Source organism: Actinoplanes sp. NPDC049599, from assembly GCF_044465625.1.
Lineage (GTDB): Bacteria > Actinomycetota > Actinomycetes > Mycobacteriales > Micromonosporaceae > Actinoplanes.
On sequence record NZ_JBITLX010000014.1, the window covers coordinates 132,691 to 156,877 of the forward strand.

General features: G+C 71.2%; 19 protein-coding genes. 7 read left to right on the forward strand and 12 right to left on the reverse strand.

The genetic code is table 11. The annotated features are described in order from the left end of the window. Nucleotides 1-47 precede the first annotated feature (47 nt). Genes ACIBQZ_RS24310 through ACIBQZ_RS24325 form a run of 4 tightly spaced genes read left to right on the forward strand, consistent with a single transcriptional unit; the run spans nt 48 to nt 5,176 of the window. Entirely contained in the window at nt 48-1,235 is a 1,188-nt protein-coding gene (locus tag ACIBQZ_RS24310; RefSeq protein ID WP_396091056.1) for an MFS transporter, read from the forward strand. Beyond that, the gene (locus ACIBQZ_RS24315) at nt 1,232-2,254 is read left to right on the forward strand and encodes a TolB family protein (protein WP_396091057.1); all 1,023 of its coding nucleotides are present in this window, start codon (nt 1,232-1,234) and stop codon (nt 2,252-2,254) included. The genes ACIBQZ_RS24310 and ACIBQZ_RS24315 overlap by 4 nt, the downstream gene beginning before the upstream one ends. A gap of 27 nt (nt 2,255-2,281) precedes the next feature. Continuing rightward, entirely contained in the window at nt 2,282-3,382 is a 1,101-nt protein-coding gene (locus ACIBQZ_RS24320; RefSeq protein WP_396091058.1) for a hypothetical protein, read from the forward strand. 21 nt (nt 3,383-3,403) lie between these two features. Continuing rightward, nucleotides 3,404-5,176, forward strand: a complete 1,773-nt coding sequence (locus ACIBQZ_RS24325) for a hypothetical protein (protein WP_396091059.1) — start codon at nt 3,404-3,406, stop codon at nt 5,174-5,176. 25 nt (nt 5,177-5,201) lie between these two features. On the opposite strand, the gene ACIBQZ_RS24330 is transcribed toward ACIBQZ_RS24325, so the two are convergent. The 11 genes from ACIBQZ_RS24330 to ACIBQZ_RS24380 form a co-directional block, all read right to left on the reverse strand. Continuing rightward, the gene (locus ACIBQZ_RS24330) at nt 5,202-6,416 is read right to left on the reverse strand and encodes a hypothetical protein (protein ID WP_396091060.1); all 1,215 of its coding nucleotides are present in this window, start codon (nt 6,414-6,416) and stop codon (nt 5,202-5,204) included. Continuing rightward, nucleotides 6,413-7,243, reverse strand: a complete 831-nt coding sequence (locus ACIBQZ_RS24335) for an ABC transporter permease (RefSeq protein WP_396091061.1) — start codon at nt 7,241-7,243, stop codon at nt 6,413-6,415. The genes ACIBQZ_RS24330 and ACIBQZ_RS24335 overlap by 4 nt, the downstream gene beginning before the upstream one ends. Further along, complete coding sequence (locus ACIBQZ_RS24340) at nt 7,240-8,250, reverse strand: ABC transporter ATP-binding protein (RefSeq protein ID WP_396091062.1); 1,011 nt, start codon at nt 8,248-8,250, stop codon at nt 7,240-7,242. Before ACIBQZ_RS24340 ends, ACIBQZ_RS24335 begins: the two co-directional genes overlap by 4 nt. Next, complete coding sequence (locus ACIBQZ_RS24345; RefSeq protein ID WP_396091063.1) at nt 8,247-9,359, reverse strand: glycosyltransferase family 2 protein; 1,113 nt, start codon at nt 9,357-9,359, stop codon at nt 8,247-8,249. Before ACIBQZ_RS24345 ends, ACIBQZ_RS24340 begins: the two co-directional genes overlap by 4 nt. Nucleotides 9,360-9,434: 75 nt before the next feature. Continuing rightward, nucleotides 9,435-13,124, reverse strand: coding sequence for a DUF4082 domain-containing protein (locus tag ACIBQZ_RS24350; protein WP_396091121.1), 3,690 nt, complete (start codon nt 13,122-13,124; stop codon nt 9,435-9,437). A 263-nt stretch (nt 13,125-13,387) separates the two neighbouring features. Then, a complete protein-coding gene (locus ACIBQZ_RS24355; RefSeq protein WP_396091064.1) occupies nt 13,388-13,678 on the reverse strand; it encodes an acyl carrier protein in 291 nt (96 codons plus the stop codon). After that, the gene (locus ACIBQZ_RS24360) at nt 13,675-14,901 is read right to left on the reverse strand and encodes a pyridoxal-dependent decarboxylase, exosortase A system-associated (protein ID WP_396091065.1); all 1,227 of its coding nucleotides are present in this window, start codon (nt 14,899-14,901) and stop codon (nt 13,675-13,677) included. Before ACIBQZ_RS24360 ends, ACIBQZ_RS24355 begins: the two co-directional genes overlap by 4 nt. Further along, the gene (locus ACIBQZ_RS24365; RefSeq protein ID WP_396091066.1) at nt 14,898-16,460 is read right to left on the reverse strand and encodes an acyl-CoA ligase (AMP-forming), exosortase A system-associated; all 1,563 of its coding nucleotides are present in this window, start codon (nt 16,458-16,460) and stop codon (nt 14,898-14,900) included. The genes ACIBQZ_RS24360 and ACIBQZ_RS24365 overlap by 4 nt, the downstream gene beginning before the upstream one ends. A gap of 47 nt (nt 16,461-16,507) precedes the next feature. Beyond that, nucleotides 16,508-17,368 carry a hypothetical protein gene (locus ACIBQZ_RS24370; RefSeq protein WP_396091067.1) on the reverse strand — a complete coding sequence of 287 codons (861 nt, stop codon included), beginning with the start codon at nt 17,366-17,368 and terminating at the stop codon, nt 16,508-16,510. Nucleotides 17,369-17,572: 204 nt separating this feature from the next. After that, nucleotides 17,573-18,955, reverse strand: a complete 1,383-nt coding sequence (locus ACIBQZ_RS24375) for an O-antigen ligase family protein (RefSeq protein ID WP_396091068.1) — start codon at nt 18,953-18,955, stop codon at nt 17,573-17,575. After that, nucleotides 18,952-19,917 (reverse strand): hypothetical protein, encoded by a 966-nt coding sequence (locus tag ACIBQZ_RS24380; RefSeq protein ID WP_396091069.1) that lies wholly within the window; start codon nt 19,915-19,917, stop codon nt 18,952-18,954. The genes ACIBQZ_RS24375 and ACIBQZ_RS24380 overlap by 4 nt, the downstream gene beginning before the upstream one ends. Nucleotides 19,918-20,337: 420 nt before the next feature. Between ACIBQZ_RS24380 and ACIBQZ_RS24385 the strand changes: the two genes are divergently transcribed. The 3 genes from ACIBQZ_RS24385 to ACIBQZ_RS24395 are packed head-to-tail and all read left to right on the forward strand — an operon-like array spanning nt 20,338 to nt 23,147. Then, nucleotides 20,338-21,612, forward strand: a complete 1,275-nt coding sequence (locus ACIBQZ_RS24385) for a glycosyltransferase family 4 protein (protein ID WP_396091070.1) — start codon at nt 20,338-20,340, stop codon at nt 21,610-21,612. Next, on the forward strand, nt 21,609-22,472 hold the full coding sequence (locus ACIBQZ_RS24390) for a glycosyltransferase (RefSeq protein WP_396091071.1): 864 nt from the start codon (nt 21,609-21,611) through the stop codon (nt 22,470-22,472). The genes ACIBQZ_RS24385 and ACIBQZ_RS24390 overlap by 4 nt, the downstream gene beginning before the upstream one ends. 6 nt (nt 22,473-22,478) lie before the next feature. Beyond that, a complete protein-coding gene (locus tag ACIBQZ_RS24395) occupies nt 22,479-23,147 on the forward strand; it encodes a polysaccharide deacetylase family protein (RefSeq protein WP_396091072.1) in 669 nt (222 codons plus the stop codon). Here ACIBQZ_RS24395 and ACIBQZ_RS24400 read toward each other — a convergent pair. After that, nucleotides 23,131-24,081 carry a glycosyltransferase gene (locus tag ACIBQZ_RS24400; protein ID WP_396091073.1) on the reverse strand — a complete coding sequence of 317 codons (951 nt, stop codon included), beginning with the start codon at nt 24,079-24,081 and terminating at the stop codon, nt 23,131-23,133. The two genes, ACIBQZ_RS24395 and ACIBQZ_RS24400, sit on opposite strands and share 17 nt — an antisense overlap. Nucleotides 24,082-24,187 lie beyond the last annotated feature (106 nt).

Genomic DNA, 24,187 nt, shown 5'->3' on the forward strand with positions numbered 1-24,187 from the left:
TGCGGGACCGGCCCGGAGCCGACGAGGGGCCGAGGACCGGTAGCACCGTGCGGCGGGTTTCGTCGACGGTGGTGCTGCTCGGCCTGGTCAGCCTGCTGACCGACGTCTCGTCGGAGATGGTGGCGTCGATCCTGCCGCTGTACCTGACCGCGGTGGTCGGGCTCAGCCCCGTCGCGTACGGCTTCCTGGACGGGCTCTATCAGGGTGTCAGCGCGTTCGTCCGGATCGCCGGCGGTTATGCCGCGGACCGGGGTGGTCAGCCCAAGTGGGTGGCGGTGCTCGGGTACGGCGCGTCGGCGCTGAGCCGGATCGCGATGCTGCCCGCCGCGGGTTTCGCCGCCATCACCGCGGTGGTGACCGCCGACCGGCTCGGCAAGGGCCTGCGTACGGCCCCCCGCGACGCCCTCATCGCCGAGTCCTCCGATCCGAAGATGCTGGGCCGCGCGTTCGGCGTGCACCGCGCGCTCGACACGGTCGGCGCCGCGCTCGGGCCGTTGGTGGCGTTCGCGCTGCTGGCGAGCGTGCCGGGCAGCTACGACTCGATCTTTGTGGTGTCGTTCGCGTTCGCGCTGGCCGGCCTGGCGGTCCTGGTGCTGTTCGTGCCCAACCTGCGCACCACCGCCGGTGCCGCCCGGGTCGGGCTGCGCCGGGCGATGCGGGATGTCGCCGGCCGCGACCTGCGGCGCCCGCTGATCGCCGCCGCGGTGCTCGGCCTGCTCACCGTCGGCGACGGCTTCCTGTACCTGTCGCTGCAGGAACGTGACGACTTCGCCGCCGGGTACTTCCCGCTGCTGTACGTCGGCACGAACGTCGCGTACCTGGCGCTCGCCGTACCCCTGGGCCGGCTCTCCGACCGGGTGGGCCGGGCCCGCGTCCTGGTGGCCGGGCACGGCGCGCTGTTCGCGTGTTACCTGCTGGCCGCGCTGCCGGCCGGCGGCATCGGGCTGACCCTCGCCGTGCTGACGCTGCTCGGCGTCTTCTACGCGGCGACCGACGGGGTGCTGCCCGCGCTGATCAGCCGACTGGTGCCGGCCGAGACGCGGGGGAGCGGCATCGCGGCGGCGCAGACCGTGGTGGCGCTGACCCGGTTCGCGTCCTCGGTGCTGTTCGGTCTGCTGTGGAGCCTGCAGGGCCCCAGCCGGTCCCTGATCCTGTTCGCGGTGCTGCTCGCCGCGGCCGTGCCGGCGGCCGGGTGGCTGCTGCGGGGCATCGACCGGGCGGAGACGCCCGCATGAGCATCCGGCTGCGCATCGTGTTGTTGGTCGCGATCCTGCTTGCCGTTGCGCTAGCCGCCGGCGGGTACGTCTGGAACGTCCGGATGAGCCAGGCTGAGACCCGCGCCAACGCCCCCGCCGTCGCCGTCGGCGGTGACCTCACGACCCTGCGCACGAAACCCCACCTGGTCTTTCGCAGCACCGCGCTGGGCGAGAACTACGGGCGGGTGGCGGTGGTGCCGCTTGCCGCGCCGGACGGCCCCCGGACCTTCACGCCGGCGTCCTGTGAGCGGGTGTACGCCACGGCCGAGGACGCGATCTGCCTGTCGGCGCAGCGGGGCCTGGTCACCAAGTACGAGGCCAAGCTGCTCGACAGCTCCTGGTCGTCGGCGCGCGACCTGCCGCTGACCGGAGTGCCGAGCCGCGCCCGGCTCTCCCGTGACGGCTCGCTGGCAGCCACCACGACGTTCGTCTTCGGCGACTCCTACGCCAACCCGGGCCAGTTCTCCACCCGGACCATCGTGACCCGCACCGGCGGCGAAGTGGTCGGTGACCTCGAGAAGTTCCGGCTGATCGTCGACGGCAAGCCGCTCAAGGCGGCTGACCGGAACTTTTGGGGCGTCACGTTCGTGGACGACGACCGGTTCTACGCGACCGCGGCGTCCGGTGGCAGGACCTGGCTGGTCGCGGGCAGCCTGACCACGCGTACGGTGACCGCCCTGCGCGGCGACGTGGAGTGCCCGTCGCTGTCGCCGGACGGCACCCGCATCGCCTTCAAGAAGCACGGTGACCTGCCGCCGGGCCGGTGGCGGCTGGCCGTGTACGACCTGCGGAAGCGCACCGAGACCCTGCTGGCGGAGACGCACAGCGTCGACGACCAGGTGGAATGGCTCGACGACCGGACGGTGGTCTACGGGCTGCCCCGGGAGGCCGCCGGTTCGGCGTCGAGCGACGTCTGGCAGGTTCCCGCCGACGGCACCGGTGCGCCGCGACTGCTGGTGTCCGAGGCCTGGTCACCGGCGGTGGTCCGGACCCAGTGAGCGCTCCATGACCGGAAGGGAAGAACGGTGACCGAGTCGGGTGCACCCAGCACCAACGGAAAACGGCCACGCCGGCGCGCCATGGCGGCGGTCGCCGTGCTCGCGGCGGTGATCGTCCTCGCCGCGGGCTTCCTGATCAACGAATACCGCTCGCCGGCCGGTGAACCGGTCGCCGCGACCCAGGGCGCTCCGTCGCCCGGCCTCGGCTCGCCCGTGCCCACCTTGTCGGCGCCGGGCAGCGCCGCCCCGAGCAGCAGCGTCCCGTCGTCGTCGGCGAAGGCGCCCCAGGCCAGCCTGGGCAAGACGACCCTCGATGCCGCGGGCGGCTTCCCGGGCCCGGGCAACACCGGGGTGCCGTCCGGCACCCAGCTGAGCGCCTACTCCGGGCCCTGCACGGTCACCAGGAATGGGTTCGAGGTCACCGGAAAGATCATCAATTGTGATCCGTTCATGATCCGGGCGCAGGGCGTGGTCATCCGCAAGAGTCTCGTCAAGGGCACCCTCACCACGACCGAGGCCACCGAGTTCTCCTTCACGCTCGAGGATTCCGAGGTCTCGGCCGGCATGTGGCAGGGGCCGGCGGTGCTGAGCACCAACATGACGATCCGCCGGTCGAACATCCACGGTGGAGCGACGGCGGTGACCTGCGCCGCGAACTGCGACATCCGGGACTCCTGGCTGCACGGGCAGCTGATCCCCGACAACGTCGACTGGCACCTCGGCGGCTTCCTGGCCAACGACACCGGCGACGGTGGTCGCAGCAACGTGACACTGATCCACAACACCATCGCCTGCGACGCCAAGTCGAACAACTCCGGCGGCGGGTGCTCGGGCAACATCAACCTGTTCGCCGACTTCGGGCCCGTGTCCGGGGTGACGATCCGGAACAACCTGCTGGGCGCCAACCCGGACATCTCGTACTGCCTCTACGGCGGCGCCACGGCCGGCAAGGCGCACACCTCCGGGGTGCGTGACATCGTCGTCGAGGACAACGTGTTCCAGCGCGGCCGCAACGGCAAGTGCGGTGGCTACGGACCCGTGACCAGTTTCAACTCCGGTCTGCCCGGCAACCGCTGGAAGAACAACACCTGGCAGGACGACGGCAAGCCGGTGGCACCGGCCAACTGATGAGCGGGGTATCGCTGTCCGATGAGAGCCTTCCTGTGTGTGTCCCTCGCCCCGGGCGCGGCTGAGCGTCTGCGCCGCCCGCTGCCGGAGGCGCTGGCGTTTCTGGCCGACGCGGACACCGTCGTCGACCACGTCGAGGAGACGGCCGACGGCTGGATCGCCGGCGCGGGGTCCGAGGCGGAGGACGTCCCTCCGGCGGGCGGTGGTCCTTTCACGGTGCGGTTGTCACGCGCCGTCCGGACCCGGCTGGCCGAGGTGCCGACGGCTGACCTCGGCGAGCTGCTGGCCGGCGAGTCCCGGCTGATCGACCTGCTGCCCCCGTTCGCGGCGGCGCACCGCCCGGCGGCCGGCGCACCGGTCGTGATCGCCGGTGACTGGCTGGGATTCCGGCAGCTCTACCGGTGGACGGGCCCCGGCGTCGCGGCGGTGTCGACGAGCGCGCGGGCGCTGGCCGCGCTGGCCGGCGGCGGTTTCGACCCGGCGGGCCTGGGCGCGCAGGCCCTGATCGGCTGGCAGATCGGCGACGCGACGGTGTTCCCCGGCGTCCGTGCCCTGCCGCCGGCGACCATCGCCACCTTGAGCGAGGGCCGGCTCACCTGCCGACAGTACGCGGCGCCACCGGCCCGCCCGGCCCAGGCGCCGGACCTGGACGACGCCGTTGCCGAGATGGCCGACATCCTCCGCGCGTTCGAGACCAGCTACGTCGGCCGGCACCCCGAGGCCGTGCTCCAGCTCACCGGTGGCCACGACTCGCGGATCCTGCTCGCGGCCCTGCCGCCCGAGCAGCGCAGGGGGCTGTGCACGCTGACGCTGGGCTCGGGCCGGAGCGCGGACGTCCGGATCGCGGCCGAGCTCTCCCGCAGGTACGGCATGCGCCACCAGGTGCACCGCATGGACGAGCAGCGGTGGCCGGAGCCGCACGAGGCGCACCAGCTGGCGCTGGAGGCGGCCCGGGCGCTGGAGTGCCAGGCCAGTCCGCTGGCGCTGGCGCCGCTGCTGCTCGCCGAGAGCCACCTGGAGCAGGGGCACCGGCTCTCCGGCCTCGGCGGCGAGGTGGCCCGCGGCTTCTACTACGCCGGCCAGCCCGCCACCGCCACCACGTCCCCGCAGCTGGTGGAGCGGCTGGCGCGGTGGCGGCTGTTCAGCAACGAGGCCGTCGCACCCGAGGCGCTCGACCCCGCGGTGCTCGCCGCTGCCCGGGAATCCACCCTGGAGCGACTCACCGAGTTCTTCGCCCCGGGCGACTGGCTGCGGGCGACCGACGAGTTCTACCTGCTGCACCGCATGCACCGCTGGGCGGGCGTGCACGGCACCGTCGCGGCGGTCCGGCGGCACTTCGTCAACCCGATGTTCGACCGGCGCTTCATCGAGCTGGCCCTGGCCGTCGCCCCGGCGGACAAGCGCGACTCTCAGCTGCTGGGCCGGCTGATGACCCGGCTGGACACCGAGCTCGCGGCCGTGCCGCTGGACACGGGGCTGGTGCCCGCCGCGCTCGGCACCCGGTCGCTGCGGGGACGGCTGGCCACCCGTACGGTCGAAGCCCGCAAGGTCGTCCGGAAGGTCGGGCAGCGCCTCACCCGCGGCCGGCGCCCCCAGCTGGGCGCCACCGAGTACGCGGCGCTGGTGCTGGCCCACTGGCGGGCCGAGCCCAAGTCCTGCGCGGGTCTCTACGCGGTTCCGGTGCTCCGCCACGACTGGCTCGACGGCCTGCTCGGCGGGCAGCACGACGCGGACGCCACCACGGTGGCGTTCCTGATCAATCTGCTGGCCGCGGGCGAGGAAGCCGCGGCCTAGCGACGCGAGGGGAGGGGCCGGCCGCTCAGGCCGGCCCGTAGACCTCGTCCTCGATGGTTTCCCGGGTGACCCGCTTGGCGGTCTCCCACGGCGTCTGCCGGATGTTGGCGGCCACCTGCTCGGGGGCCGGCCCGCCGCCGGAGACGATGTCGCTGAGCGCGTCCGCGATGGCCGAGCCGGTGGGCGGCACCCACCGGACGTGCGGGTTGTCCATGCTGGCCTTGGCGTAGGACGACTCGCCGACCACCGGCACCACGCCGCACGCCAGCATCTCGTCGGGCACCAGCGACAGGTTGGTGAACGACATCGCGATGCCCGCCGCACAGCGGTTGTAGAGCTCGCTGAGCTCGGCCGGCCGGAGCGTGCCGTGGTTGGTGTGGGGGAACGGCAGCTTGACCGAGGCGTCGCCGAACAGGTGGATCTCCTGCTCCGGGTGCCGGCGGTGGAACTCGCGCAGCGCCAGCGCGCCCAGGATGAAGCCGCGCCGGGCGTAGTCGCGCTTGGCGTAGAACACCACGCCGGTGCGGGGCGCCGGGTTGGTCAGCCGGTAGACGGAGGTGTCGCAGCCGAACTCGGCGATGCTCGCCTCGATCCCGAACCTGTCCCGGAGCAGGTCGGCCAGCATCGGCCCGACCACGATCGAGCGGAACCCGAACCGGTACGTGTCCTCGGCGAGCACCGAGTGCGAGCCGGCCGGGTAGAACAGCGGCTCGAAGTCCTGGATGAAGTAGAGCCTGCGGGTGGCCACGTCGGAGTGCGCCGCCAGCACGTGCGCGGTCTCCCACCCGGAGGCCACGTACGCGTCGATCGGGGCCAGCCCTTCGACCACCGAACGCACCTCGGCGCGCATCCCCGGCCAGCTGTCGCGGATGACCCGCTCCTGCTGGGCCAGGTCGCCGCCGTACACGTCGTGGATGTAGAGGATGCACTTGTGCCCGGCCGCCTCCATGCCCTCCACCATGCGGAACATGGTGGTGTGACCGCCGGAGCCGGGCGCCGGGGGCGTGCAGATCCAGCCGACCGTCAGCGGCGTGCCGCGGGCCGGCTGCTCGGCGGGCACCGGCAGCGACAGCCGGCGCGAGTCCGCGATCAGGTCCAGATCCAGCAGGGCTTCCAGCTCGGACGCGCCGAGCCGGGTGTAGGCCGCCCGGACGACGCGCTGGGCGAGGCCCCGGGGACCGGCGGTGCGCAGCACCCGCAACGCCTTCCGACGGCGGTCGGCGGAGAACATGGCGCTCATATGCTGAGGATCCCCAGACGTCGGGCGAGCCGGAGCGACCGGTCGAAGACGAACAGGCCCGCGATGAACGAGATCACGGTGAAGACCGCCAGGATGCCGATGGACAGGCCGGGCGCCATGTGACTGGTGGCGGCGTCGCCCATGAGCAGCCGGCGGGTGGCGTCGATGACGTACGTGTGCGGCACGAGGTAGCTCGCCCAGCGGATCCAGTCGGGCAGGACGGCGATCGGGAACAGCGCGCCACCCAGCACCGACGCGGCCAGGCTGTAGAGCGCCACCACCGGCTCACCCCGCTTGAACAGCAGGATGAACGCCGCGGCGAACGAGCCCAGCGCGTTGCAGGCGGCGATGCCGAGGAAGAGCACCAGCAGGGCCAGCGGGATCGCGCTCGCGTCGATGGTGCCGCCGAGCAGACAGCCGAGCGCCACCATCGCGCAGGCCAGCAGGGCACCGGTGAGGCTGCGCCAGATGTTCATCGCCACCGGGATCAGCGCCCACGGCACCGGCTCGACGAGGTACGTCTCCAGCGTGCCGCGCTCCATCGCGAAGCTCAGTCGGCTGGTGAGCCCGGTGAGCGCGTCCTGCAGACCCGCGATGACCGCCGTGCCGATCAGCATCGTCATGAACAGGTCGTCGCTGATCGCCAGGAACGTGCTCTGGAAGTAGTAGAGGAACACCGGGAACGCCACAGCCAGGTAGCGCAACACCGTCGACGCCGGGAACATCCGCTCCTCGACGAGGTCGATGCGGATGTAGCCCTCGAACGTGTCCAGGGTCTTGCGGGCCAGGCTGCGCCGGTGCACCGCGCTGGGGTAGGCCATGCTCATCGCGGGTCACCGTCCTTGTAGACCTGGGCGATGAGATCGCGCAGCGGCATAGGGATCTCCCGGACGTGACGGACAGCGGAGGTCAGGTGGCCCAGCCGGGACAGCACCGCGCCCACCGGCTCGGCGCCGTTCGGGCGGCACCGCACGCTCACGTCGTCGACCTCGACCTGCAGCCCCTGCCCGATCAGGTTGTCCGCGAGCTCTCGCGCGGTGCCCGGGTCGTCGAGGACGAACTCCATCTCGGGCCGTTCCCACTCGCGGCGCAGGCTGTCCAGGTCGCCGGAATACTTCACCCGGCCCCGGTCGAGCAGCAGGGCCTGGGACTGCAGCGCCTCGATCTCCTCCAGCCGGTGCGAGGAGATGAGCACGGCGAGCTGCTCCTGCTTGACCAGGTCCATGATGAGCGTGAGCAGGCCGTGCGCGGCGATCGGGTCGACCGCCCCGGTGGGCTCGTCGAGGATGAGCGCGCGCGGGCCGGGCAGCAGCGCGCGGGCCAGCCGCAGCCGCGCCCGCATGCCCGCGGACAGGCCGGCCACGACCGACTCCGTCTGGGGGGTGAGGTTGACCGTCTCCAGCACCCACGGGATCCGCTCGGCGAGCTCGCGCCGCGGCATGCCCTGCAGCCGGCCGTGCAGCTGGAGGTTCTCCCGCGCGGTCGCCCGCATGAGCAGGCTCCGGTCCTCCGACGGCATCCAGCCCACCACCTGGCGGACCTGCTCGGAGTCGCGGTCGGCGTCGAAGCCGAGCACGGTCGCCTTGCCGCCGGTGGCCGTGGTCAGGCCGACCAGGATGCGGAACATCGTCGTCTTGCCGGCGCCGTTCGGGCCGACGATCGCGCAGATCTCCCCGGCCCGGACGGTGAGGTCGACGCCGTCGAGCGCGCGGACCGGCTCGGTCATGTGCGACCGGGCGAACACCCGCATCCAGCGGGGCGTCGGCTCGTACAGCTTGGTCAACCCGGTGAGCTGGATGACGTCGTCCGGGCCGGCGGGCAGCTTGTCCGTCACAGCGACCGCACCGCCGGGGAGACGCCGGACCGGCGCCAGCGGCGCCAGCCCAGGTGCCGGACCACGCGGTCACGGAACGCGTTGACCGGGGCGGTGACCAGGGGTCCCTTGCCCTGCTGGGTGCGCGCGACGTGACGCTGATAGCTGCGGCTCAGCTTGCTCTCCTTCGATTCGGGCCAGATCTCGGCCGCGAGCTCCGCCAGCTGGCGCAGCTGGTCGGCCTGGCCGCGCAGCTCCTCCGCCGGCCTGCCGTGCTCATAGGGCTGGGTGGCCAGCACCAGCGCCTCCCGGGCCAGCGCCCGCAGGGACGCCTCGTGCAGGGCTTCGGCATCCGGGATGAGGTGACCGTCCTCCTTGAACAGGATCTCCAGGGCGAGATGGCGCTCCTGGATGTCCCGCACCGCGCCGGAATACTGCTCGACGTGCATGTTCGCGCCGTGGACCCGGTAGAACGCCTGGTCCACGCCGTTGACCCGGCCGATGCCCGCGCGAGTTCCGGCGCGCAGCCAGAGCAGGAAGTCCGCGGCGTGCGGCAGCCGCGGGTCGTAGCCCACCAGCTCGTGCATCACCGAGGTGCGCATCAGCACCTCGGGCGTGTAGATCGGGTTGCTGACCGTCCGGCACACCTTCTCGACCCACTCGGGCCCGTCCCAGATGGTCCAGGACCGCAGATTCGCGCGGGCCGCCGGCGGCGTGTCGGTGAAGAAGCGGCGGGAGAAGCCGTACACCATGCCGACCTCGGGGTGCGCCTGCAGCAGCGCGGCCGAGCGGGTCAGCGCCCCGGGGGTCACCACGTCGTCGGCCGAGAGGAGCATCACGTACTCGCCCTCGGCCGCCGCGAGACCCTCGTTGTAGGTGGCGATGTGACCCTGGTTGACGCGGTGCTCGATGACCCGGACCCGGGGATCCCGCTCGGCGATCTCCCGGGCGATGGTCACGCTGCCGTCCGGGGAGGCGTCGTCAACGATGATCGCGTCGACCTCGAGCCCCTCCGCATCGAGCACGCTCGCCAGGCACGGGGCCAGGAACCGGCCGTAGTTGTAGCAGGGGATCACGACAGTGACCCGGGGCCTGCTCCGCAACGGCTGCGGTGACACTTTCCTGGCCACTGCTCACCCCTCTCGTTCGGATACGTCGGTCATCATAAATGCGTAGCCCCCGCGCTACTGTCGGCTCCGCGTCCCCTAGTTGCCAGCCGGGAAGAAGTAGACGTCCACCCAGAAGTTGTGGTTCGTCGTACCGTTCGGGAAGTCGGAAGCACCGTAGCGGTACAGACCCCCGCCGGGCTCCACTGTCAACTGACCGTTCTGCACCGTGCTCGCGAACTCGTTGACGTCGACTGCGTAGCGGCCGCTCGTGCTGTGGTACGACGCGACGTAGTCCGTGTCCGCCGTGATCGCCACCGGCTCGTCGAACAGTAGCGTCTGCCACCCCGAAGCCGACTCGTTGATGAACGTGCCGGTGGCCTTCTGCTGGCCGCCCGCCGTCCAGAGCGTCCCGGTGTGGGTGCCGGTGTTCTCGGCGCCCTTGTAGAAGCGCAGGCCCTTGACGGTGCCGGCGACGCCGGCCCGGAACTTGACCCCGACCTCGATGGACGAGCCGTCGTTGAACGCCGCCACCGCGGGCGTCCGGTTGCCGAGGATCGTCGCGGCGCCGGCCGGCGGGTCCGGCTGGGTGGGCGGCGCGGGCGGCGGGCCGTCCGGCACGTACAGCGGGTCGACCCAGTAGTTGGTCGAGTTGTAGCTGTTGGACGGGAACACGTCGCCGCCGTAGCCGTAGACGCCGTTGCTGCCGCCGGGTGCGGTCAGGTAGCGGTCGTCGGTGGCGTACGCCTCGTTGAAGTAACCGGAGCTGTAGGAGTAGTTGCCGTTCGACGCCCAGTACGCGGCGACGTAGGTGGTCCCGGCCGTCACGTTGACCGGCTGCGCGAAGAACACCTTCTGCCAGCCGGAGTTGGTGCCGGCGCCGAACGTCGCCTTGGTGATGAGCTGGCCGCCCGCCGTGTAGAGGCTGCCGGTGTGCGTACCGGTGTTGCCCGGGCCCTTGTAGTAGCGGACACCGATCAGCTTGCCGTCGACCGCCGGGGTGAACTTCACCCCGAGGCTGACCGAATCCGGGTCACCCGAGGAAGCGGTCTGCGGCAGGGCGCCGGTCGGCAGCAGCGTGCGGACATCCGTGTACGGCGTCGTGGTGAAGGACCACGAGAACGGCGTGGTCATCGCCCGCCCCTGGGTGTCCTGGGCGGTGACCGTCGCGGTGTAGGTGACCCCGCCCGCCAGGCCGGCCTGCGGGGTGAAGCGCACCGTCCGGGTGGCGTTGTCGTACGAGGTGGTCCCGGTGACCGCCACGTCGGCGGCGGTCTTCACTGTCATCTGCACGCTGGCGGGTGCCAGCGGTTTGCTGACCAGAGCCGAGGGCTGAGCGTCGAGGTCAACGCCGTTCTCGCCGTCCTCCGGCGTGGTGCCGAGCACGCTCGGCGGTGCGGTATCGCCGTCGACGAACAGCACGTCGACGTAGTAGTTGGCGTTCGTGGAGGAATTCTCCACCGGGAAGCCGTCGCCCATCCGGAACACGCCGTTGCCGTTCGTGCTCGAGCCGCGGGCCGCGGTGAGCGGGAAGGCCTGGTACGGCAGTGAGCTGAAGAAGCGGTCGTCCGCGGCGTAGCGGCCGTTCGGCGCGTAGTACGAGGCCACGTACGTCGTGTTGCGGGTGACCGGGAGCGGGCTGGAGAACTTCAGCGTCTGCCAGCCGCTGCTCGTCTCGTTGGCGAACGTGCCGGTGCGCAGCAGCTCGCCGGTCGACGACCAGATCGCGCCACGGTGGTTGCCGGTGTTGCCCGTGCCCTTGTAGAAGCGCACGGAGGTGACGTTGCCGTCGGTCTGCGGCGTGAACTTGACGCCCAGGGTGACCGCCGCGCCGTCGTCGGCCGCCGGCACCTCCGGCACTCGCTGACCGAACAGCGAGCTGGAGCCGTCCAGGTCGAGGGTGACGCCGTCGGGGCTCTGCTCGATGTTGCCGCTGTCGTCCACCGCCCGGGCCTTCAGCAGCTGCGCTGCCGCGCCGTTGCTGTAGAACTTGTAGGTCCACGAGGACGTGCCGGTCGCCGGGTGCCAGGTGCCGCCGCCGTCGGTGGAGACCTCCACGCCGGCGACGCGGCCGCCACCGGCGTCGGTGGCGGTGCCCGTCAGGGTCACCTTGCTGCCGTTGGTCACCTTGCTGCCGTTGGCGGGCGACGTGATGGTGGTCTCCGGCGCGGTCGTGTCGGTGGAGGCCGAGGCCGCGGAGAGCCCGGACATCAGGGTGGTCGGCTGGGCGCCCATGTCGGCGAGCAGGTTCACGGTGGCCTGCTGCATCCGCGAGTCGGCGGGGGCCTGCGTGCCGTCGTGCTCGGCGTCGAGACCCCACGCCCACTGGATGGTGCCGGCGCCGAAGACCAGGGCGCCGCTCGCCGCGCGGTAGAACGTCATGTGGTGCGTCGTCGTGCCCGGCGACACCACCAGCCCGAAGTCGCGTAGGTATTCGGGCGCTTCCCCGGTGGTGGTGGACAGCCGGATCAGGCCCTCCGGCCGGAAGCCGTTGTCGAGGTCCTCGTCGGACTCGTAGCCGACGGTGTGCGGGGCGAGCGTGGCGGTCGTGCCGGTGGCCAGGTCGGCCACGCTGGTGTTCCGCCAGAACCGGTTGCGGCCCTGCTCCGCCGGGACCTGCATGGCGAGGTCGGTGTTGTTCGACATGTACGCGGTGCCGGTCAGCGCGTTCTCCGGCTTGTTGCCGTCGGAGGGCGGGGTGAACCGGGGATCACGCCACGTACCTGTCCATTCCGACGACGGGTCGATCTTCGCCCCCGCCCACGTCTCCTTGTAGCAGACCAGCGTCCGGTACGGCGTGTTGGTGCCGTCGACGCTGGTCTCCCAGCGGGTCTTCCAGTAGACCTCGTTGCCGCTGAAGAAGGCGAGGTTGACGCCGGCGTCGCGGGCCGCCTCGACCTGCGCGCGCTGGCCGCCGGACCAGTACTCGTCGTGGCCGACCGAGAGGAACGTCTTGTGGTTGCGGATCAGCTGGCCGCGGCGGTCGGAGTCGACGTCCGTGGTGTAGCTGACGTCGTAGCCGTTGCGCTCGAGGAAGCGGATCATCGCGAACTCGTTGCTGAACAGGTAGTCGCGCCCGTTGCCGACGTTGCGGGTCTCGAAGGGCCGGTTGTAACTGACCTTCAGCGCCCGGCCGTTCGCGCCGCCCCAGTAGAAGTTCGAGCCGCCGTAGGTGTTGTACGCCTGCCAGGTCGCGTCCGAGGTCTTGAAGAAGAGCTTCGAGGTGCTGGCGTCGTTGCGGACGACGAACGGAATCTGGCTCGCCCCGCCGGTGTCGGTGCGCGTGAGCCGGGCGATGAAGACGCCGGAGACGGTGTTGGTGGGAACTGTCCAGCTCGCCGAGATCGACCAGTTTCCGCAGTCGTAGATCTCGGTTGTCGGATTCGTCACGCAATTGGGCTGCGCGGCGCCCAGCGGGGGATTGAGCGTCGCGTACTTGCGGGCGCCGTCGCCGCCGTAGTAGCCCAGCCGGTAAATGTCGATCCGGTAGGCGGCCGCAGACTTGATCTTGAAGCTGACCGCCGAGCCGACGTTCACGCTCATGTCGGTGGCGAAGCCCTGGATGGTGTCGTCGCCGGCGCCCCAGATGTCGTCCCATTCCGACGCCGGGGAACCGGTCTTGCTGTTCTCACAGGCGATCGCGTTGACCGGCGTGGCACACGGATCCGTGGCGGCCAGGGCGGGAGTCGCCCAGAACGCGCTCACCAGCACCAGGATCACCGACACGACCGGGGCGATGCCGGACCGCCACCCGCTCGAGAACCGCGCACCGATGATGGTGCCGGGCATTTTGCTCACCGAGATAACTCCCCACGACGCACGGATCCAGGCGCAACCGATACGCCAACCGTGAATGTAAGCGCACCGTAGTGCTCGCCAACAAGTCCACGCAAGACACTTGGACCTAGAAAGGCGCGCCGGTCAGCGCGTCGCGCTCACCCGTTCGGCCAATCGTGCCGGCGGATAGAAGCACCCGCCGGAATGGAATCGACAGCTTCCGATTAGTGGCCGGAAATGCTGTCGGAAATTGGTCGGAAAAATGCCCGAAATGCTCAGTGCAACTTGTCGGTGACCAGCTCGGTGAGGCTGCCGAGGGTCTCGAAGACCTCGGCCGTCACGTCGTCGTCGTCGATGGTCACGCCGAAGCGCTGCTCGAGTGCGGCGACCAGTTCCAGCACCGCCATCGAGTCGAGCTCGGGCAGGCTGCCGAGCAGCGGGGTGCCGGCGTCGATCGTCGCGGCGCGGTCCTCGATGCCGAGCACGGACACCAGCACAGCCTTGACGTCCTCGGTCGTCGAACCGGTCAGTTCCATGGACTTGCCTCCGGAGGCGTTCGGGTTCACAGGAGCACCTCGGCGGGCGCCGGGTGGCTGAGGAATGCGGTGGGGCTGGCGGTCAGGCCGTACGCGCCGGCCTGGTAGAGCACCACGAGGTCGCCGACGCCCGCCTCGGGCAGCGTGACGTTGTCGCCGAGCAGGTCGAGCGGGGTGCACAGGCTGCCGACCACGGTGACCTGCTCGCCCGGCTCCTCGTCCAGCCGGTTGGCCACGGCGATCGGGTAGTTGCGGCGGATGACCTGGCCGAAGTTGCCGGAGGCGGCCAGCTGATGGTGCATGCCGCCGTCGACGACCAGGTAGGTCCGGCCGCGCGACTCCTTGCGGTCGACGACCCGGGTGACGTAGACCCCGCACTCGCCCACCAGGTAGCGGCCCAGCTCGACCACCACCCGCGCGTCGGGCAGCCGGGGCCGCACCTCGTCGCGCATCAGCGCGGTCAGATTGGCGCCGATCGCGGCCAGGTCGAGCGGTTCGTCGCGATCGGTGTACGGGATGCCGAAGCCCCCGCCGAGGTTGAGGTAGCGGACCGGCTCCGGCGCGTCGCCGGCGAGCCGCAGCATCAGCTCCACCGTCTTGCGCTGCGCCTCACCGATGATGTCGGCGCGCAGGTTCTGCGAGCCGGCGAACACGTGGAAGCCCAGCACCTCGAGCTCGGTCGCGGCCAGCTCCTTGAGCAGGGCCGGCACCCGTTCCGCGTCGACGCCGAACTGCTGCGGGCCGCCACCCATGCGCATGCCGGAGCCCTTGACCGAGAAGTCGGGGTTGACCCGCACGGCCACCCGCGGGCGGATGCCCAGGGCGGCGCCGACGGTGGCGATCCGGGCGGCCTCGTTCTCCGACTCCAGCTCGACGGTGACGCCCGCCGCGACCGCCTGGCGCAGCTCCGCGTCGGTCTTGCCGGGGCCGGCGAAGCTCACCCGGGTCGGCGGCATCGGGGTGTCCAGGGCGGTGCGCATCTCCAGGGCCGAGGCCACGTCGAACGCGTCCACCAGCCCGCTGAGGTGCTGCACGACGGCCGGCATCGGGTTCGCCTTGATGGCGTAGCTGAGCTGCACGTCCGCCGGCAGGGTGGCGCGCAGCAGCCCGACCCGGCCGGTGAGCAGCCCCCGGTCATACGCGAAGAACGGGGTGCTGCCCACCCGGTCGGCGAGCCGGTCGACCGGCACGCCGCCGACGGCGAGCTTGCCGTCGATCTGCGCGAAGGCGGCGGCGGAGGGGTGCTGAGTCACGCGTTCAACTCCTGACGTAGCAGATTGCGGTCGAACTTGCCGTTCGGCGACCGGGGCAGCTCCGGGCGGACCACGACCTCCTTGGGCAGCATGTAGAGCGGGAGTTCCTTCTTCAGCAGGGCCAGCAGCGCGGCCGGGGCGAGCTCGCCGGCGCCGGCCGGGCTGACCATGAGCACGATGCGCTGCCCCAGCTGCGGATCCGGCACGCCGAGCGCCACCGCGTCCCGCACCAGGCCGGTGCCGTAGGCGACCTCCTCGACCTCCGTCGGGCTCACCCGGTAGCCGGAAGACTTGATCATCTCATCGGCGCGGCCGACGAAGTAGAGGAAGCCCTCCTCGTCGCGGACGACCGAGTCGCCGGACCAGACGGCCAGCTCGGTCGAGAGCGCACCCTCGGCGCCCGGCAGCGGCCGGAACCGCTCCGCGGTGCGCTGCGGATCGTTCCAGTAGCCCATCGCCACGAGCGCGCCGCGGTGGACCAGCTCGCCCTCCTCGCCCGGGTCACAGGGGCTGCCGTCCGGGCGGACCACCAGGATCTCGGCGTTGGGGATGGCCTTGCCGATCGAGTCCGGCCGGCGGTCCACCTCCACCGGGTCGAGGTAGGTGGAGCGGAACGCCTCGGTCAGGCCGTACATCAGGTAGGGCCGGGCGGCCGGGAAGATCGCGCGCAGACTGTCCAGCGTGCTCTTGGGCATGCGGCCGCCGGTGTTGGCGAAGTAGCGCAGGGCCCGGCCGGCCTCCTCGGGCCACGTCTGCTGGACGAGCTGGATCCAGAGCGGCGGCACACACGTCAGCCCGGTCACCTTGTGCCGGGCGCAGAGCCGCACCACGTCCCGGGGGAGCAGGTAGTTGACGAGGACCACGTGGGCGCCCACGGCGAACGACGTCGTCAGCTGGCTGAAGCCGGCGTCGAAGCTCAGCGGCAGGGCGGAGAGCACCACGTCCTCCGCGGTCATCTCCAGGTAGTGGCTGACGCTCTCGGCCCCGACCAGCAGGTTGCGGTGCGACAGCACCACGCCCTTCGGCTTGCCGGTGCTGCCGGAGGTGTACAGGATCGCGGCCATGTCGATGTCGATCGCGGCGCTCGGCGACGGGTCCGCCGCGGTGGGGAGCTCCTCCCACGAGGTCACCGCGTAGCCGTCGGCGGGCGTGCCGGCCGCGGTGCCGCCGACGAGGATGACCCGCTCCAGCGACTTGACCTGCTCCAGCTCGCCGCGCAGGGTCGCCAGGCGCTCGGCCGTCGTGACCAGGATCCGGGCGTCGCAGTCGGCGAGGATGTGGGCGACCTGCCGCGCCCGCAGGACCGGGTTGACGGGGACGAACACGCCGTCGGCCGCCGAGGTCGCGAAGACGGCCGTCACCGTCTCGATCCGCTTGTCCAGGTACACCGCGACGCGGTCGCCTCTCGCGAGACCGAGCCGCCGGAGCCCGGTGGCGGCCGACCGCACCCGGTGCCACAGCTCGGCGTAGGACACGGTGTCGTCGCGGAACGTCACGGCCGGGGCGTCGCCTGACCGGCCGGCGGCCTCGGCCAGCAGGTCGTGCAGTCGGATGCGCATCTCGGGCGTACCTCTTCTGGTGAGGGGAGGGTGCGGTGCGGCCGGGGTCACCAGCTCAGGCAGGTCAGCTCGCTGTAGAGATAGTCGACGTCCCGCTCGGGCAGGTCGGCGCCGCGGAACATCTTCCGGCGCGGGTTCGCGAGCATCCGGGACAGCGGCGGCCGGTGACCGACCACCCGCAGCTCGGCCAGCAGGGCGAGCACGCCGTGCCGGGTCAGCAGGTGGCTCCGGAAGCGGCGCCCCATCGTGTGGAACAGCTCCGGATCACTCACGTACAGCACCGACGCGAAGAACGGCAGGTTCTTGCGGCGATCGGTCCGGAAGATCACGTAGCAGTGCCGGTCGCCGCGGATCAGCACCACGTGCCGGGCGGCGGCGGTGCCGGCGTGGTCGCGGTAGATCTGGAGGTCGGCGCCGGTCAGGGTGTTCTCGATGACGGTGGGATCGGCGCTGACCCGGCCGCCGCCCGGCAGCGCCGGCCACGGCAGGTTGGGCGCGACCGCGGTGGCCGTGTCGAGGAAGGTGAACCCCAGGCGGGAGTTGATCGGCACGACGTTGCCGCTCGGCGACAGGTCGGTGAACTCGTAGCCCTCCTGAGCGAGCAGGGCCTTGAGCAGCTTGAGGCTGTGGAAGCGGTGCTCGGGCAGGACGAGCCAGGCGCCGAGGTTGCAGAACCGGCGCACCCGGCCGTCGATCGTCCGCTCCGAGTAGAAGGCGAGGTAGGCCCCGGCCACCTTGCCGTCGTCGTCGCGGAGCAGGAAACCGTGATTGGGTGCGGTGACCTTCCACGGCACCTGCACGGCCCGCTCCCAGGCGTCGACGGGCACCTGGTTGTTGAGGTGCTCGTGCAGGAACCGGGCTACCACGGGAACGTCCACTGTGGTGATGGGTGCCACGCGGAGAGTCATCAGGCGCTCCCCGGCGCAACGTGGGTGGTTGTGCCGCTGTCGACCACCATGTGCTCCCTGAACTCGTCGCCGGACCGCGGCGACGATATCCCGTCGCCGTGCCCGCCCGCTGCCGTTGTGCCGGTAATTGTCATAGGTCCGGACCGGCCGTCCGGGCCTTCGCTCCGGACCGGGCAGCGCCGCGGACCGTGCGTCCGCCGGCACTCATTCGAACAGCCGCTTGACAGTGGAAGTACGGATGATCCGGGCCGGATGGGTGAACCGCCACACCGCGCCGCACAGACCGGACATCAGGGCCAGGGTGAAGGCGAAGGTGGTGAAGTTGAAGGAATCGAACGTGGCGGCGACCAAGACCGCGACCACCTGGGAGGAGATCAGCGCGGCACAGAGGTGCCGGTCCTCCTCGGTTGTTGAGCGTCGCAGCGCGACGTAGGCCTGGGTCAGGCAGGTGATGTGCAAGGTCGCCAGCGCGAGAACGCCGATGATGCCACCGGTCACCAGCGTCATCAGCCACTGATTGTCCAGGATGATGTAGAGGTCGGGGATGAGGGTGCCCGGGCCCCGGCCGAGCCAGGGCCGCTGGGAGAACCAGTGGCTGACCATCGTGTAGTCGTCGGTGCGGCCGGTGACGCTGGGATCCTCGTCGGCCAGCAGGAACATCGCCTTCAGGGTGCCGAGCAGGCCGGGCCGCAGCACCGTGATGCCGCCGAGCACCACAACGCTGATCAGGAGCATGTTGTATCGGGTGCGCCAGTTCCAGGCCGCGACGAACATCACCGCCAGCGCCGCGCCGAGGGCCACCACGCCGGTGCGGGAGATCGCGACCGGCACCGCAGCGGCGATCAGCAGAGTGAGCAGCGCGAAGGTTCGCCGGCCGCGGGTGGTCGGCGCGAACCGCGCGAAGTGCAGTCCGAACGGGACCGCCATGGCCATCACGGTGCTGAATTCGATGTAGTGGAAGGCGGTGCTGGCCACGCGGAAGAGGCCACCCTCACCGCGCTTCTGGAAGTCGGCCAGCTCGTTCTTGACCTCCAGCCCCGGCAGGATGAGGTGCTGGGCGATGTCGTACTCGAAGACCGACTGGATGAGGCCGACCGCCGCCATGAACGCAGCGGCCCAGATGAAGACGCGCAGGACCTTCCGGAGCCGTTCCCAGTTGGCGATGCCGTCGGCCGACATGAGCACGAGGCCGATGAACTCGAAGGTGACCAGAAGCGTGAAGTTCTGCCGGTTCGCCTCGAGGGTGGGCAACCCACGCAGCAGGCCCGCGATGTAGGACAGCAGTATCGACGCCAGGTAGAACAGGCAGGCCCAGCGCAACGGCTGCGGACCTACCACGAACAGCGATGGGCTGAGCCGGGCGAGCAGCCACCAGGCGAACAGACCCAGCGCCAGCACGAGCGCGGGCCGGCCGGCGAAGGTGAGGCCGGGCACGATGAGCGCGGCCGGCAGCATGTAGAGCAGGCAGACCAGCAGGGCGATGACGGTCGCCACATCGAGCCGCACCTGTAGCCGCCGGGAGGTGTAGGTGCGAGGCGCGATCAGGGACGGTTCGAGATCGACCGGATGCACCGTCGACGCAGTCATCGCCTCTTCTCGGAGGCGCGGCGGGTCTGGTTCGGCGCCGGCAGGATGACCGTGGCGTCCACGCCGAGCTCCGGTTCAGCCACGCCGTTGCCCTCACGGGCGCCCTTCGCCTGGCGGGGCACGGCGTGGCTGCCGCCCTCCGCAGCCCGGCGGTCGCTCGAGTAGACGTTGCCCGGTGCCGGCTGCCCGTTGGTCCGTGCCGGCTGCGGTGGCACGGGCTGGGACCGTCCCGGGCGCAGCACCCGCGTCTTCTCGGCCTCCGCGAGCAGGCCGGACCGCCCGGAGTCGGTGGGCTTGTCGGTCGGCTTATCGGTGTCGTCCGCGCTGTCGTCGTCCGCGGCGCGGCGCAGCGAGCGGCGGCGCAACCAGTAGTCCAGCGCGATGGTGGCCGCGGTGGTCATGAGCAGTCCCAGGCCCGCGGCCACGATGAGGATGCGCTTGACCTTCCCACCGTCCTGCTCCGGCGAGCTGCCGTCGTTGATGACGAGGGTGGAGATGGTGTCCTCGGGCAGGGTGCCGTACTGCTTCTGCTTCGCGGCGATGTCGGTCTGCAGGAGCTCGATGACCTGCCGCACCGTGCCGGTGGCCTGCTCCTTGGAGTGGCCCACGGCCTCGATCTCGAACAGCGGCGTGCGCTCGTTCAGGATCACGGTCACGCTGTCCGAGTAACCCTGGTCAGCGAGCTTTTCGAGCGAAGTCGTGTCCGTCACAGTCAGGGCTGCGGCGTTACCCAGGGCGGCGTAGCCGAGATCGAGCCACGGGTTCACCGGCCGTTGCTTTGCCTTGGGATCCGCGATCTTGCCCGTGCTGGGCGCCGGGATCAGCTGCATGTAGCCCATCGCCTTGTAGTCGGGCGACACCGTCTGGGCAGCCAGGACCACCACAGCCACCGAGGCCAGCAGCATCGGCACGGCGAAGTACCACCGTCGCAGGAGCAGCCTGGTGAGGTCCCAGAGATCCACAATTTCCCTCTCGTCAAAACAGGTCGAGGCGCCGACCCGTCACGACACCCCGTGCGAGACGGCAACGGTGGGCCCAGTTTCCATCGGGTTTCGGTCGCTTGCAACCAGCCTGCCGGACGGTACCGGCTGCCGCCTCGGCGGGTGTCATCAAGCCGACAAGCCGTTTTCCACCATCTCACTTCCCGTCAACAAGGGTGGATAGCGGGCAAACGCAGCCATTTATCGCCGTCATTGTCGGGCACACTCCATCGAAATGGGAGAAAATCACAAAGCGGACCTAAAGCCAGAATTCAGGGCAAGATCTACGTTGTATAAAACGGCTGACCCGGTCCCGCCCGGACAGCCGGTTGCTGCCTGCTCGCCCGATCCAGCACTGTTCCCTGCGAGCTCGCTGCGAATCAGGGGGAGACGAACGAGGCGATGGCCAGAAACCCGCATGTCACCATTCTCATTGCCAACCTGCCGGCCGAGCGTGACCGCCGGGTCATCCGCGAATGCCTGACGCTGGAGGCCAGGGGCTTCGATGTGACGATCATCGCGCCGCGAGGCGACCGGAGTCTGCGCACCTTGCCCGGCAGCCGGAACACCCGGCTCAAGCCTTATCCGGTGGTGGTCTACGGCGGCGGGGTCTTCTCGTTCGCGTTCGAGTTCGCCTGGTCTTTCCTGTGTATCGCGGTACGCCTGATCGGTGAAGTTTTCGCCGGTCGGGCCCATGCCGTCCAGGTGTGCAACCCGCCGGACGTCTATTGGCCGCTGGCGCTGCTGCTGCGGGCGATCGGCCGGCCCTGGGTCTTCGACCACCACGATCTGTGCCCGGAGGTTTACGCCGCGCGCGTGGGCACCCCCAACAAATGGGTTTTCCGCATCCTTTCCGCGCTGGAATGGCTGACTTTGCGCACCGCGACGGAAGTTGTCGCCACGAATCAATCATTCAAGGACAATGCAGTCCGGCGCGGAGTAAAAGCGGACAAGGTGACCGTGGTGCGCAACGGCCCGGCGACCGCCGAGATCGCGCCGGCCGACGGCCCGGACGGCAGCGAGCCCGCCGAGACCGTCCACAAAGTCGTGTACCTCGGGGTGTTCGGTCCGCAGGACAACGTCGAGGGGGCGGTGCTCGCCGCCGAGGAGCTGACCCGGCGGCGCGGCCGGACGGGCTGGCAGATGGTGCTGGCCGGGGACGGCGAGAGCATGCCCGCCCTGCGCAAGCTGGCCACCGAGCGCGGCCTGGACGACGTGGTGACGTTCACCGGCTGGCTCGACGGCGCGGCGGTCGACGACCTGCTGCGCGAGGCGACCATCGCCATCCAGCCGGACCTGCCCACCAAGATGAACGACCTGTCGACGATGGCCAAGACGGTTGAGTACGTCGGCCGCGGCCTGCCGGTCGTGGCAGCCGACCTCACCGAGACCCGCGCGACGCTGGGCGACGCCGGCGAGTACGTGCCGAACGGCACCCCGGCCGAGTTCGCGGACGCGATCGACGCGCTGCTGGACGACCCGGACCGCCGCCTGCAGATGCGCAAGCTGGGCCGGGACCGGTTCCTGAGCCTGCTCTCCTGGGAACACCAGGCGGGCGCGTACGCCGCGGTGTTCGAGCGGCTGCTGGCCCGGCGGCTGCCCACCCCGCCGGCCCGCATCCCGGGCCAGCGCTCGGGCGCGCACGACAGCTCCACGACCGCGGCGGACAAGCGGTGACCAGCGTCGTCATCGCGGCGCACAACGAGGCGGCGGTCATCGGCCGCTGTCTCGACGCGCTGCTCGCCGAGGCCACCCCGGGCGAGTTCGACGTGATCGTGGTCGCCAACGGCTGCACCGACGACACCGCTGCCGTCGCGGCCACCCGTTCCGGCGTACGGGTCATCGATCTCCCCACCGCCGGCAAGGCGGCCGCGCTCAATGCCGGTGACGCGGTCGCGTCCGGTTTCCCGCGGGTCTACCTGGACGCCGACATCGTGCTGACCACCGCGGCGGCCCGCTCGGTGACCGGCGCCCTGGGCGACGGCGCACTCGCCGCCACCGTCGGCCGGCAGCTCGATCTCGCCGGCCGGCCGCTGCCGGTGCGGGCCTACTTCGCCGTGCACGGCCGGTTGCCGGTGTTCCGCGACGGGCTGTTCGGCCGGGGCGTGATCGCGCTGTCCGCGGCGGGCCGCGCCCGGTTCGAGCGCTTCCCGGAGCTCGTGGCCGACGATCTGTTCCTCGACTCGCTGTTCACCGCCGCGGAGAAGCGGCACGTCACCTCCTACGCCGCCCGGGTCGCCACGCCGCGGCGCACCGGCGATCTGGTGCGGCGGCTGGTGCGGGTGCGCGGCGGCAACGCCCGGATGCGCGCGGCCGCCGCGAGCGGCGAGGTGGTGACCCCGGTACGCCCGGCAGCCCGGCTGTCCTGGCTGCGTGACGTGGTGCTGCCGCGGCCGTGGCTGGCGCCGGCGGCCGTATGCTACGTGGCGATCACGGTGGCCGCGGCGGTGTCCGCCCGGCGCGCGGCCGACGGTGGCGCCGCGTGGGGCCGGGACGAGTCGTCCCGGCAGGTCGAGGAACCGGCGGAGAGGCGCTAGGCGGAGATGAGCAACGGCACCGTCATCAACATCTGCTTCCACGGCATCGGCACCCCGCAGCGGGAGCTGGAGCCGGGCGAGGACCGCTACTGGGTCAGCGAGGAGCTGTTCCTCGCGGTGCTCGACGAGGTGCGCGAGTGGCCCGCCGTGCGGCTCAGCTTCGACGACGGCAACACCTCCGACGTGGAGATCGGCCTGCCCGCGCTGCTGGCGCGCGGCCTCACCGCCGACTTCTTCGTGCTCGCCGCCCGCCTGGAGTCCGCCGGGAGCCTCGACGAGAAGGCCGTGCGGCAGCTGCACGACAGCGGCATGGGCATCGGCAGTCACGGCATGTGGCACCGGCCCTGGCGCGGCATGGACCCGGCGACCAGCGACGCCGAACTGGTGCAGGCCCGCGACCGGCTCGCGGCCGTCGTCGGCACCGGCGTGGACACCGCGGCGTGTCCGCTCGGCCGCTACGACCGCCGGCTGCTCGGCCGGATGCGGCAGCTGGGCTACACCCGGGTGTTCACCAGCGACCGCCGGCGGGCCCGCGCGGGCTCCTGGTTGCAGCCGCGCTACAGCGTGCGGCGCGACGACACCCCCGGCTCGCTGCGCGCCGAGGCGCTGGTCGGGCCGGGCCCGCTGAGCCGGCTGAAGCTCGAGGCTGTCGGCACGGTCAAGCGCCTGCGCTGACCCGGTTGTCCCGCTGCACCGTGTGCGGGCCCGGGGTCTCCCGCATCCGGGCGGGGCTGAGCAGCGCCCGGGCCGCCCGGCGGCTCGGTTCCTTGCCCAGGGCCGCCCGGCTGGCCTCGCGGAGCAGCAGCGCCGCCCAGAAGCCGGCCGCGGCCACGGCGTTGTGCCGCCGCCGGTAGAGCCGGACCTTGTTGAGCGTCAGCAGCGTCCACAGGCCGGGGGAGACCTTGGAGTCACCCTCCAGGTGCACCGCCCGGGCGGCCGGGGTGAAGCGGGTGACCAGCCCGGCGTCGCGGGCGCGGAGCGCGAAGTCGGTCTCCTCGGAATACAGGAAGTAGGACTCGTCCCACGGCCCGCAGCGCTGCCAGCACTCGGCGCTGAAGAGCACGGTCGAACCCTCGGCCCAGTCGGTGACGGTCTCGGCCGTGTAGCGCCGCTCGTCGGTCACCATCTCACCCAGGACCGGATACCGGCCGGCGCGGACGGCGCCCAGCAGGGCATCGCCCAGGACCCGCCGGGTGGCCGGCTCCCGGCGCATCGTGTGGATGAGCCGGCCGTCGCCGTCGACCAGCAACGGCACCGCGACGCCGGTGCCAGCGGTGCGCAGGACGCCCAGCAGCGTACGGACGCAGCCCGGAGTCAACCGGACGTCCGGGTTGAGCACGAGCACCGCGTCGAACGGCCCCGCCTTGGCGACGGCGGCGTTGATGCCCGCCGCATACCCGGCGTTGCGCCCCATCTCGACCACGGTGGCCTCCGGCGCCAGCCGGCGCACGGCGCTCACCGAGTCGTCCGCGGAGGCGTTGTCGGCGACCGTGAGGTGCCAGTCGACGCCTTCCAGACCCGGGCCGAGCGAGGCGATGAGGTCCGGCACCAACCGCGCGCTGTTGTACGTGACGACAACGACCGCCACGGTCGCGAGCGTGCTGTCCAAAGTGGCCTCCCAGAACGACGACGGACCCATCCTGCCGCTCGGGCCGGGAGCCCGGTACCGCCGGACGGCCAGCGCGAGTGTCGGAAACCGGCGGCGCCGCCCAGCC

What these genes read in the sequence shown, in the direction of transcription:
- ACIBQZ_RS24385 (WP_396091070.1), top strand. Translation starts at nt 20,338, where the DNA reads ATGGCCAGAAACCCGCATGTCACCATTCTCATTGCCAACCTGCCGGCC.
- ACIBQZ_RS24395 (WP_396091072.1), top strand. Translation starts at nt 22,479, where the DNA reads ATGAGCAACGGCACCGTCATCAACATCTGCTTCCACGGCATCGGCACC.
- ACIBQZ_RS24330 (WP_396091060.1), bottom strand. Translation starts at nt 6,416, where the DNA reads ATGAGCGCCATGTTCTCCGCCGACCGCCGTCGGAAGGCGTTGCGGGTG.
- ACIBQZ_RS24325 (WP_396091059.1), top strand. Translation starts at nt 3,404, where the DNA reads ATGAGAGCCTTCCTGTGTGTGTCCCTCGCCCCGGGCGCGGCTGAGCGT.
- ACIBQZ_RS24350 (WP_396091121.1), bottom strand. Translation starts at nt 13,124, where the DNA reads ATGCCCGGCACCATCATCGGTGCGCGGTTCTCGAGCGGGTGGCGGTCC.
- ACIBQZ_RS24335 (WP_396091061.1), bottom strand. Translation starts at nt 7,243, where the DNA reads ATGAGCATGGCCTACCCCAGCGCGGTGCACCGGCGCAGCCTGGCCCGC.
- ACIBQZ_RS24370 (WP_396091067.1), bottom strand. Translation starts at nt 17,368, where the DNA reads ATGACTCTCCGCGTGGCACCCATCACCACAGTGGACGTTCCCGTGGTA.
- ACIBQZ_RS24315 (WP_396091057.1), top strand. Translation starts at nt 1,232, where the DNA reads ATGAGCATCCGGCTGCGCATCGTGTTGTTGGTCGCGATCCTGCTTGCC.
- ACIBQZ_RS24375 (WP_396091068.1), bottom strand. Translation starts at nt 18,955, where the DNA reads ATGACTGCGTCGACGGTGCATCCGGTCGATCTCGAACCGTCCCTGATC.
- ACIBQZ_RS24365 (WP_396091066.1), bottom strand. Translation starts at nt 16,460, where the DNA reads ATGCGCATCCGACTGCACGACCTGCTGGCCGAGGCCGCCGGCCGGTCA.